Below are 11,731 nucleotides of genomic sequence, written 5' to 3' on the forward strand. Positions count from 1 at the left end.
GCCGATAGTTTTATCTGAATAACTAAGGTTTTATTTCGCTGACCACTTTTAATAAAGCTTCCGTCAACCGATGTAATTCCCCGGGACGAATGATAAAAGGAGGCATAATGTAAACCAATTTGCCAAAGGGACGTACCCATACCCCTTCCCGTACAAAAGCGGCCTGAATTTCTCCCATCCGGACAGGTTCTTTCATTTGTATAACCCCTATCGCTCCCAGCACACGAACTTCTTCTACCTGTGGATATTCTGCTGCCGGAGCGAGTTCTTTTTTCAATTGAGCTTCTATTTCCCCGATCTTGTTCTCCAAATCATAACTCAGGATCAAATCGACAGACGCCTGAGCTACTGCACAAGCCAAGGGATTTCCCATAAAAGTAGGACCATGCATAAATACATACGGATCTTTTGAACAGATTCCGGCCGCCACTTTATCACTCGCCATAGTGGCAGCAAAACTCATATAGCCTCCTGTAATGGCCTTTCCGATACACATTATATCCGGAGAAATTCCGGCATGTTCCACAGCCCATAACTTTCCGGTCCGTCCGAATCCTGTAGCAATTTCATCACATATAAGTAGCACATTATACTGATCGCATAATTCACGTACTTTCCGAAGGTATTCTGCAGAATAAAACCACATGCCTCCGGCTCCCTGAACGATAGGTTCCAGTATGACTGCTGCTATATGATCCCGGTTTTTCTCCAGGCATTCTCTAAAAGGACGGATATCTTCTTCCCTACACTTTTCCCCGTAACGACAAGCAGGATGTTCAATAAAATACTGAACGGGCAGACAACCCTGAAAAATACCATGCATACCGGTGACGGGATCACAGACAGACATAGCATTCCAGGTATCCCCATGATATCCTTTCGTCAGGGTCAGAAAATGTTTTTTAGCCAAATTACCGGAAGCATACCAATATTGCAGCGCCATCTTCATCGCCACTTCTACAGCAACAGAACCCGAATCACAAAAAAATATTTTGTCTATTCCTTCCGGAGCTATCGACAATATTTTTTGGGCCAATTCTACTGCCGGCCTGTGTGTAAACCCACCGAACATGATATGAGACATGGAGGACAGCTGATTCTCAATAGCTGCATTTAACAACGGATGATTATAACCGTGTACAGCACACCACCAGGATGACATCCCATCAATCAGACGTCTTCCGTCTTCCAGCTCGATAAATACTCCTTCTGCCTTTTTTACCGGATATACAGGTAAAGGATCGATCGTAGAAGTATACGGATGCCAGATATGTTCCCGGTCGTATTTTAAAATTTCATTTAAATCCATATTGTTACTGGGTTATTCTGTTCTTTCAATCTGTAGTAAAACCTAAAGCCTTTACTTTAGCCATATCTTCTTTTACCCGGGAACCGATCGTTGTGAGCAAATCCCCCACAATAGCGGCATTAATCCCGGCTTGTATAGCTTTCTCTTCGATATGCCTGATCAACAGCCTGCCTCCGGCGAACCGTAAATAAGCGTCCGGATTTATGAATCGGAACAACGCTATAGTGGTTAGTATTTCGGTATCATTCAGGGGAGACATTTTTTCCAGGGGTGTACCCGGTATGGGATTGAGTACGTTGATCGGAATAGACTTTATATGTAAATCCCTCAAAGTAAGGGCAAGATCGATCCGATCCTCCATTTGTTCTCCCATTCCGATAATTCCTCCGGAACACACTTCCATTCCTACTTCGCGGGCGGCCCGTATCGTCCTGATTTTGTCCTCAGTAGAATGAGTGGTACACAACTGGGAAAAATAGTGGGGAGAAGTCTCCAAATTACAATGGTAACGAAGTATACCCGCTTCTTTTAAACGGTTTAACTGAGATTTATTTAGTAATCCCATCGAAGCACATAAATGGATATCTGCTTTTGCTTTTATTTTCCGGGCATATTCACATATTTTGTCTATATTCCTGTCGGAAAGAGACCGGCCGCTGGTCACAAAAGAAAATTTATCCACTCCGTAAGCAGCATTGGATAAAGCAAGTTCTATACACTTCTCTTCGTCTATCAACTCATATTCCGCTATATGAGTTTTAAAAACAACGGATTGTGCACACCATTTGCAATTCTCCGAGCACCGTCCCGAACGGGCGTTGATGATAGAACACGTGTCAAAATGCCTGCCGCATTTCTGATCCCGGATTTCACCTGCAGCTTTATATAAAGTATCCTTATCAGCTAACTGACTCAACTTTATTGCTTCCTCACGGGTTAATTGTTCCCCTCCCAATATTCGCTTTTGTAATGTATAAATCAGCATATTTTAGGATTAAAAAAGGGATATACAGCATTCACTGTCATATCCCCGTTTATATGTGTTCGTATAATTTTTCTTTCCGTCAGGGCATATTTCACCCTTAAATAACAGATTGCATCTTTTGAATACTTGCTCCCCAGCCAAAACATTCTCCTCTTCCTGCGAGCAGGCATCTTCATTTACAATAATACCTAGCCGGGCCGCTTTGAGTAAAGCACAACCATACATGTGAATCGCCAGAACCGATATGCATACATTCTTTCCCAAAGCCGCAAAAACAGCGAAACCTTTTCTGCTCCAGCACGAAAAGTATATTTTATCTCTTTTTGAATCTGTATTTCGCTTTATTTTATCTTTCATGGCACGTATTAAACATCCTGACAAAATGTGCGGCAAGATACTAAAATTTTGTGAAAACAAGGCGCCTTATAAATATTATCGGCTTCTTTTTTCTTTCACGACAGATCTCTGACAGGGACCTCCTTCAGAACAAAGATTGTTTTATAAACCAATTTTTTTTAGTAATATTGTTGTTAGACGTTTTTTAAATTCTGATAATAGAAAAAATAATTTCCTATGGAAAAAATCGATTTACAGCGTATTTATAAAAGAAAAAAAACAGACCGGGATATTTTTCAGGAATTAATGGCTTTTAAAGTAAAGGAGATCCTGCTTATCGCTAATTACTACGATGCTTATACCATCGAAAGAGAAGGACAATTTACAGACAAAGTATACGGAGAGTACCTGCAGGTTAATTTATATACGGCTCCCCGCTTTATTTCCGTTGCCAGTGAAGAGGAGGCTTTGGAAGTACTGTCGGAACGCAAGATTCACCTAATCGTTATTATGGCAGGCTTGGACAAAGAAACCCCTCTGCGAATCAGCCTCCGGCTGAAACAGAAATACGAGGAAATTCCGCAAATGATGCTGGTCAATAACAATGCGGATTTAGCTTATTTCGACAGTATCGAAGATCAGTTGAATCAAAGTATAGAACGTATTTTTGTCTGGAATGGATCGGCAAAGATCTTTTTAGCCATGGCCAAATATGTTGAGGACAAAGTAAACGTAGATACCGACACCCGTTTAGGAGATATCCGGGTTATTTTGCTGGTCGAAGATTCTATCCGTTACTACTCCCGCTATCTTCCCCTTTTATACAGTGAGATTGTAACCCAGACCCAGGAACTGATCCGGAATGAACCGGAAAATGATGAACTGAGTCTGATTATGAAGATACGGGTACGTCCGAAAGTTATACTCGTAAGCACATTTGAAGAAGGAGTTGCCATTATTGACAAATACCGGAATAACTTACTCTGTGTCATTTCGGATGTAAAATACAGCCGTAACGGTGTGGAAGATGAAAATGCAGGTGTTGAACTGATAAAATATGCCCATCAGGCAGACGACAAAATTCCTTGTCTCTTGCAGAGTCACGACATAGAAAATGCCAAACGGGCCAAAGCTGTAAATGCCGAATTTATTAATAAAAACTCTGTTACCCTTTCTCACGATATTACCCGTTTTATTAAAGAAAAACTCGGATTCGGGGATTTTATTTTTAAAAACAGTTTGGGCAAACCCATCGACAAAGCCAGTTCCATAGAAGAATTTAAACAGAAATTAGTTACCATCCCAGATGAAAGTTTGAAATACCACTCCATTCGCAACGGAATTTCCACCTGGTTTATGGCCAGAGGGCAAATCAGCCTGGCGAAACGCCTGAGACGCTATCGGTTTGAAGATTTTAAAACAATAGACGAAATCCGGCATTTTATCCTTCAGGTTTTTGAAGGGTATGAATTAAAAAAAATCAGAGGAAGAATCATTAATTTTCGTCCTCAGCTGGTAAACAGTAATCGTTACGTTACCAGTTTGGGAAAAGGATCTTTTGGCGGAAAAGGGCGGGGAATGGCTTTTTTATCTAACTTTATAGAAAATGTGTCTTTCCGGAAACTCATTCCGGAATTGAAGATTGCTATTCCCAAAACGGCTATTATCGGGGTGGAAGAATACGATAATTTTATCGAGATCAACAATTTAATTCAAACGATCTATACGGAAAAGAATTACGAAATTGTAAAGGAGGCTTTTATCAAAGCTAATCTGTCACCTCAATTGAGGCAAAAACTAAAAAGTTATCTGCAGGTCATGAGAAAGCCTTTAGCGATACGTTCTTCCGGACTGTTTGAAGATTCCCTCAGTCAGCCGTTTGCCGGCGTATATGCGACTTACCTCATTCCCAACAATCATCCCGATTCCGAACGCCGTTTACAGGAATTGGAAACAGCGATCAAACTTGTATATGCATCTATCTATACAGAGGATTCCAGGGCTTATTTCAATGCTATCGATTATGTGATTGAAGAAGAAAAAATGGCGGTCATTATTCAGGAGGTCGTCGGTCAGGAACACAATGGGAAATATTATCCGAATGTCAGCGGAGTAGCACAGTCCTACAATTTTTATCCTTTCTCCTACATCAAACCGGAAGATGGGTTTGCGGTCATTGCAGTAGGTCTGGGTGCCTATGTGGTGGGAGGGGAAAAAACATACCGTTTCTGTCCGCGATATCCCCGTCTGCAACTGGCTTCTATTCAGGATATGATGCGGGATTCTCAAAAATATTTTTACGCAGTCGATTTGCTTCATTCCGATTACGATCTGGCGAAAGACGGAGAACAGGCGGCCATAGCTTCTTACGATCTCAAAGAAGCTGAGGCAGACGGCACTTTAGTGTACAGCGCTTCTGTATACGATTTTCTGAATGAACGGATTGTATACGATTTCAATACCCGGGGCAGCCGGATTGTCAATTTCCCCGGATTTTTAGAATACAATCAGATTCCCTTGCCTAAAGCTTTGGACATTTTACTCAATATTTTTTCGCAAGCGATGGGTTCTCCGGTGGAAATAGAATTTTCACTTAATATAGAAAATCAGGTAGCCACCCTTTACTTATTGCAAATCAAACCTTTAATAAAAAATGATTTCTGGGTGGACATCGATCAGCTGCCCATTGATACTCACCGGATGCTCATGCGGGCAACCAAAGGTATGGGAAACGGCAAAATAGACTCCATACGAGATGTTATTTATATCGATCCCGAAAAATTTAATCGCCTGAAGACTACAGAAATGGCAGAAGAAATCAAAAAATTGAATCAAAAGATAGCGGCTACAGATAACAAATATTTACTTATCGGACCGGGCCGCTGGGGAACCCGTGATCCCCTGACGGGCATCCCCGTAACCTGGTCGGACATCTCCCGGGCACAGGTGATTGTCGAACAAGGATTAAAAGACTATCCTCTGGATGCTTCCTTAGGCTCTCATTTTTTTCACAATGTGACTTCCATGAAAGTGGGTTATTTTGCTATCCCTTACGATTCCGGAGATTCTTTTATCAATTTTGATATTTTAAAAAAACAGGAAACGGTGGAAGAATTACACTTTGCCCGTCACGTCCGTTTTACAACTCCCCTGACCATCCTTATGGATGGGAAAAAACAAACTGCAGTCATTCTCTATGGAGAAAATAGGTAAGTGAAAATGATGAGGAACCGGAACCGGCCATTCCGGACTCTCATCAAACAACACGAGGTTTCGCTTTCGCCGCTCATTTTCCTTTAAATCCCTTGTTCACCACCTTCTCACTCCCATCTGCTCTTGTTTTCGTTTTTATCCTTATCTTTGCCGGAAATAAACTCCGGCTCAGAGGGAGTACTCCGAAAGATCCGGCTGAAATTGTTTCTGCCCTGATTGGATATATCTTTGCCGGTTAAAGTATGGAAATGAAAAAAGCAATTGTATTATTATCGGGAGGTTTAGATTCCTCCACTGCCCTTTACGTAGCCAAAAATGAAGGCTTCGGGGAAGTATATGCCCTTACTTTCGAATACGGGCAAAAGCATGAGAAAGAAATTGAAAGTGCCAAAGCAATTGCCCGGGCAGCGGGAGTAAAAGAACACAAATTCGTCAAATTAATGCTCAATCAGTGGGGAAATTGTTCTTTGACCCGGGCGGAAGTGGAAATCGATAACGGAAATGTAGACCGTAAAGATATTCCGTCAACCTATGTGCCGGCCCGGAATATGGTTTTTCTTTCGGTGGCTGCTTCCTATGCCGATGCATTGGATATCAGCGATTTGTTTATCGGGGTAAGTGAAACGGATTATTCCGGTTATGTAGACTGCCGGGCAGATTTTATAAAAGCAATGGAAGAAGCCATTAACCTGGGAACAGTACTGGGAGCCGAAAAAAAACGGAGAATTACCATCCACGCTCCTTTTCTGCACATGACGAAAGCTGAGGAAATCCGGTTAGGAATGGAGCTAGGAGTGGATTTCGGTTTGACGTGGAGTTGTTACCGGGGAAGTGAAGAACCTTGCGGCACATGCGATAGCTGCCTTTTACGAGCCAGAGCTTTCGCTAGTGCCGGAATACCGGATCCCCTGTTGAAAAAATAAACCTTAAAAAGAAAAAAATGATTATCCGAAAATTATACAAATTTGAAGGGGCCCATATCGTCCGGCATTGTTTCTCACAACAATGCCGGGAAAACATTCACGGACATTCTTATGTAGTGGAGGTTTTTATTCGTTCTGACCAATTGGATCATGCCTGTATGGTAATGGATTTTGGGTTACTGGACAAAGTGAAAATGTTTATCGAAAGCTTTGACCATACTTATTCGCTTTGGGCAGGAGAATCCGCAGAAATGAAACATTTTATTTATAAATTTAACCGCCGGGTGGCAGAATTTCCCCTTTCCCCTTCAGCAGAAGGTTTTGCTCTGCTTTTTCTTTATGTTACAGACCTTATTCTGAAAAATACCCGTTTCAAAAATGGGGAAGGAAATGTAGAAGTGGCCTCTGTACGCGTTCATGAAACCGCAACAGGTTATGCGGAAGCCTTCCGGGAGGATTTACGCTTAGTCCATTTTCCCATTTCAGCTATTCATTTTTCTCCTGCCATAACAGAACAATGGAAAACGACAGACTGGTGGGAAAAATTAATGAACGCCTGATATATTACCTTTAGCAAAAGGCAGCCTCTATCCTATCGTTAAAATTGAAATTTGTATATACCAAAGCGGATGACATGGAAACAATCCAGGCACTTCTCTCTTGCCTGGAAAATTGGCATAAACCGGATATATTTTTACTGCCCTTGGAGTCAATCCGGCAGGAGTACAAGCCAATAGCCGGGAAACGTTCCGTTATTGCCGGCTAAAAGGCTGGAGGCATTGCAACCGGTTACCCCTTTCATTATTGGGTCCGAAGGAAGGAGTTTAAAAAACATTTTTATTATTCAATCCCTTCCTTTTCTCGTAAAGCCAAAAGTGTAGATTGTTTATAGAAAATAAAATCTTCATCCAGTAATTCCCTCAATCCGGCTATTGCCTTTTCCCTTTCATCCTCCTCAAACTGATACAGTAATTCTTTTATATTCCAATCCTTTTCTTCCAACAAAAGCAAAATGCCTTCTTTTATTTTTTTCCTGTCCGGCAAATTTTTCTTTTTCCTTCGGCTCAGGCAGATATCACAACTTCCGCAAACTTCTTTTTCATGCTGACCGAAATAGTTCATCAGTAATAATTGCCGGCATTCTTCCTTTTCCTCCACATAATTTACGACGGCATTTATTTTTTCGGCATAGGCTTGCCTCCGGTCTTCATAGGCTTGACGGGATAGCTGGAGATAAGATAAAGGCAAACGGGGCTGGTGATATATAATATAAGGCCGGTCGTTTCCCGGGATATAACTGACAATCTTCTTTTTGGCTAAAGCCAGTAAAGTATCATAAGCTTTTACCCTCTTTATCCCGATTTCCCCGGCAAGGGAAGTTTCGGTGATATAAACATATTGGGTAAAAATCCCCGGATATTTACGCATAAGTATAATCAACAACTTTTCTTCCCATTCATTTTCCGGAATAAATTCGTTTAACTTTTCCCGTGTAATTAAAAAACAGATGCGGGAACGGGAATTGATAGCAGTCGTGCATTCTATATAACCTCCTACCTGAAGAATACCGATAGCAGAAAGAGTACGGGCATAATCCAATCCAAAATTTTTTACAAACACCCCTTCGTCAAACTCGAAAGCATACCCCTGTCCACTGCCTTCCGCTATCTGAAAATAATTTCCCAGGCATTCATATACCTGCTTTATGTATTTTTTTTCCGGAAAATCTTTTGTAATTCTCGTTTTCAAGGCTGTCACAGCAGCCTGATTGCAAAGCAATACGGCATAAGCTTTTTTCCCATCCCGCCCGGCACGTCCGGCTTCCTGAAAATAAGCTTCCAAACTATCCGGTATATCAAAGTGAATGACCACGCGTACATCCGGTTTATCGATACCCATTCCGAAAGCATTTGTTGCCACCATTACCGGGACTTCATCCTGTTTCCACCTTTCCTGTTTCTTTTCCCTCTGCTGAGTATCTAAACCTGCATGATAGAAATCCGCCTTTACTTTGTTTCCATTTAAAAAATTTGCCAATTGTTCGGCAGTTTCTCTTTTGCGGGTGTATACGATCGCACTGCCAGATAATTTCTGCAAAATATGAAGCAATTCTCCCAATTTATCATCTGCTTTCCGGACGACGTATGCAATATTCTCCCTTCGGAAACTTTTAGATAAAACGTGAGGAGCCGTAAATTTCAATTGTTTTTGAATGTCTTTTGTCACAGCAGGAGTAGCTGTTGCCGTCAATGCCAAGACCGGCGCTCCGGGGAAAAAAGTACGGATTTCTGCTATCCGGAGATAGGTAGGCCGGAAATCATACCCCCATTGGGAAATACAATGGGCTTCGTCCACAGCGAACAGACATATTTTCATTTGTCCCAAACGAATCCGGAACTTTTCGGATGCCAAACGTTCAGGAGAAATATAGAGAAATTTGATTTTGGCACAAATACATTTATTGAGGACAGACTCTATTTGTTCCCGGGGCATACCTGTATATACCGCTTCTGCCTCAATACCCCGCCCTTTCAGATCTTCAACCTGATCTTTCATCAAAGCAATTAAAGGAGTGATAACGACGCACAACCCTTCCTTTGCCAATGCTGCCACCTGGTAAGTAAGGGATTTTCCCCCTCCGGTTGGCATCAGAGCCAGTGTATCCTTTCCGGAAATTACAGACCGGATGATTTCCTCCTGCAAAGAACGGAAATCCCCGTATCCCCAATATTGCTTCAAGATGTCTTTTATATCCCTCATGATAAACCCTCTTCTACCCCACAAATATATTAAGAATTCGCTTAAAGTAACAAAATACGGATGAATATAGGGAAAGGAAGCATTATTTCGCTGTATCCTTCTCATTGTCTCAAAGGCAGACGATAGAAGAGTTAAGTGAGGAAATTATTTCCTGAACACTTTCTTTTGTAATTCTTTTCCTCCGAAGATTTATTTCAATTGGCCAATTGTTCAATAAAAGCCCTTTCTGTAACATTTATTTCATTTCTATTACTCCCGAATGCAGATCGCATTGTTTCCCCAAACAATAAACATCCTCCTCTGTCATCAGTCCTAAATCGTAATACTTCGTTTGATAAGGGAATATTCCGGTAAAAACATACTTAGCCGGGAATTTCTACACATTGCCAATCTATATTTATTCGTGACAGGGCTCTGGCTACATCAAAGATTACCAAAGCAACAGCGAAGGGGAAAAGATAGAAGATAAACGGGACCAAAAGAAAATAAAAAACATTTTAAAATCAGGCCCCGAGGCGGCGAGCAAACGTTTCTCCCCAAACAGCCAGAAATACAGACGCTCCAAAGGGGCACAAACGGAAATATTTTTCCTTTATTCTCCCTGAAAAAAAGCCCTTAAACAGATATTCTACCGGTATTTTTTAGTAATTTCGCCCAACTATTTTAATTCAAAATCATTTACAATGTCGTTCATGGAAGATAGAATTATTGCCGAAGGATTAACCTTTGACGATGTACTTTTAGTACCGGCTTATTCGGAGATACTACCTCGCAATGTGGACTTAACTTCCCGTTTTTCAAGAGGAATTGAGTTAAAAACGCCCATTGTATCTGCAGCGATGGATACTGTCACGGAAGCGGCAATGGCTATTGCAATAGCCCGCGAAGGAGGAATCGGAGTAATTCATAAAAATATGACGATTCCGGAGCAAGCCCGTCAGGTTGAAATGGTAAAAAGGGCTGAAAACGGTATGATTTATGCACCGGTGACAATACAACCTTACAAAACGGTAAAAGATGCCCTGGACCTGATGAAAGAATTCAAAATCGGAGGAATTCCCGTTGTCGACAATGACAATACTCTGGTCGGAATAGTAACAAACCGGGACTTGAGGTTTGAAACACAGATGGACCGTAAAATTCAGGAGATAATGACCAGCGAGAATCTGGTTACAACCACAGAAAGTACGGACTTGCAAAAAGCAGCTGAAATTCTTCAGCAATATAAAATAGAGAAACTCCCGGTAGTAGATAAACACAATAAATTAATCGGTTTGGTTACCTACAAAGACATCACTAAGGCAAAAGACAAGCCTCTTGCTTCCAAAGATACCAAGGGGCGTTTACGGGTTGCTGCAGGTGTGGGGGTTACCGCAGACACTATGGAAAGAGTGGAAGCCCTTGTAAAGGCCAATGTAGATGCCATTGTCATCGACACAGCCCATGGACATTCGAAGGGGGTAATCGACATGTTGCGGAAAGTGAAAAATACCTTCTCCAATCTTCAGGTTGTTGTCGGAAATATTGCAACGGCTGAAGCAGGAATAGCTCTGGCTGAAGCAGGAGCGGATGCCGTCAAAGTGGGAATCGGGCCAGGTTCTATTTGTACAACCCGTATCATTGCAGGTGTAGGCGTTCCTCAACTGACCGCTATTTATAATGTAGCCAAAGAATTGAAAAAATACGATATACCGGTTATTGCCGACGGCGGTCTGCGTTATTCCGGGGATATCGTAAAAGCTTTAGCGGCAGGCGCCAGTTGTGTTATGGCCGGCTCCCTATTTGCCGGAGTCGAGGAATCTCCTGGAGAAACGATCATTTACAACGGCCGTAAATTTAAATCCTACCGCGGTATGGGATCTTTGGAAGCCATGCAAAAAGGTTCGAAAGACCGTTATTTCCAAGACACAGAAGACGATATTAAAAAATTAGTTCCGGAAGGAATCGTCGCCCGTGTTCCTTTCAAAGGTTCCCTGTATGAGGTCATATACCAGATGATCGGTGGTTTGAGAGCAGGTATGGGTTACTGCGGTGCTCCTGATATTCCAGCCCTACATCAGGCTAAATTTGTAAAAATTACAAGTTCCGGTATTACAGAAAGCCATGCTCACGACGTCACAATCACCAGTGAAGCGCCTAATTATAGCCGATAATAAATTAATCCGGACCGGAGGTGTTCTTTACAGCTTCCGGTCCCTCTGATTT

The 11,731-nt window shown here is 41.9% G+C and carries 9 protein-coding genes; 5 read left to right on the forward strand and 4 right to left on the reverse strand.

All coding sequences use genetic code 11. The features are described 5' to 3' along the window. Nucleotides 1–22: 22 nt before the first annotated feature. From bioA to Q0465_RS06545, 3 genes are read right to left on the reverse strand one after another with little or no spacing between them, the layout of a single operon-like run. Nucleotides 23–1,309, reverse strand: coding sequence for an adenosylmethionine--8-amino-7-oxononanoate transaminase (gene bioA / locus Q0465_RS06535; RefSeq protein ID WP_298614269.1), 1,287 nt, complete (start codon nt 1,307–1,309; stop codon nt 23–25). Between the two features lie 25 nt (nt 1,310–1,334). Beyond that, a complete protein-coding gene (bioB, locus tag Q0465_RS06540) occupies nt 1,335–2,294 on the reverse strand; it encodes a biotin synthase BioB (protein WP_298614271.1) in 960 nt (319 codons plus the stop codon). 9 nt (nt 2,295–2,303) lie between these two features. Beyond that, nucleotides 2,304–2,651, reverse strand: a complete 348-nt coding sequence (locus tag Q0465_RS06545; protein ID WP_298614273.1) for a hypothetical protein — start codon at nt 2,649–2,651, stop codon at nt 2,304–2,306. A gap of 216 nt (nt 2,652–2,867) precedes the next feature. Between Q0465_RS06545 and Q0465_RS06550 the strand changes: the two genes are divergently transcribed. The 4 genes from Q0465_RS06550 (at nt 2,868) to Q0465_RS06565 (ending at nt 7,532) form a co-directional block, all read left to right on the forward strand. Further along, nucleotides 2,868–5,843 carry a PEP/pyruvate-binding domain-containing protein gene (locus Q0465_RS06550; RefSeq protein WP_298614275.1) on the forward strand — a complete coding sequence of 992 codons (2,976 nt, stop codon included), beginning with the start codon at nt 2,868–2,870 and terminating at the stop codon, nt 5,841–5,843. A 248-nt stretch (nt 5,844–6,091) separates the two neighbouring features. Then, nucleotides 6,092–6,766: a 7-cyano-7-deazaguanine synthase QueC gene (gene queC / locus Q0465_RS06555; protein ID WP_298614278.1), complete on the forward strand. Its 675-nt coding sequence runs from the start codon at nt 6,092–6,094 to the stop codon at nt 6,764–6,766. A gap of 17 nt (nt 6,767–6,783) precedes the next feature. Beyond that, nucleotides 6,784–7,326, forward strand: coding sequence for a 6-carboxytetrahydropterin synthase (locus Q0465_RS06560; RefSeq protein WP_298614280.1), 543 nt, complete (start codon nt 6,784–6,786; stop codon nt 7,324–7,326). A 74-nt stretch (nt 7,327–7,400) separates the two neighbouring features. After that, nucleotides 7,401–7,532, forward strand: coding sequence for a hypothetical protein (locus tag Q0465_RS06565; RefSeq protein WP_298614282.1), 132 nt, complete (start codon nt 7,401–7,403; stop codon nt 7,530–7,532). A 74-nt stretch (nt 7,533–7,606) separates the two neighbouring features. On the opposite strand, the gene Q0465_RS06570 is transcribed toward Q0465_RS06565, so the two are convergent. After that, nucleotides 7,607–9,526, reverse strand: a complete 1,920-nt coding sequence (locus tag Q0465_RS06570) for an ATP-dependent DNA helicase RecQ (protein ID WP_298614284.1) — start codon at nt 9,524–9,526, stop codon at nt 7,607–7,609. A 683-nt stretch (nt 9,527–10,209) separates the two neighbouring features. Here Q0465_RS06570 and guaB point away from each other — a divergent pair. Beyond that, complete coding sequence (gene guaB, locus Q0465_RS06575) at nt 10,210–11,679, forward strand: IMP dehydrogenase (RefSeq protein ID WP_298614286.1); 1,470 nt, start codon at nt 10,210–10,212, stop codon at nt 11,677–11,679. The last annotated feature ends 52 nt before the right edge of the window (nt 11,680–11,731 follow it).

Source organism: uncultured Odoribacter sp. (assembly GCF_937966165.1).
Taxonomy (GTDB): Bacteria; Bacteroidota; Bacteroidia; order Bacteroidales; family Marinifilaceae; genus Culturomica.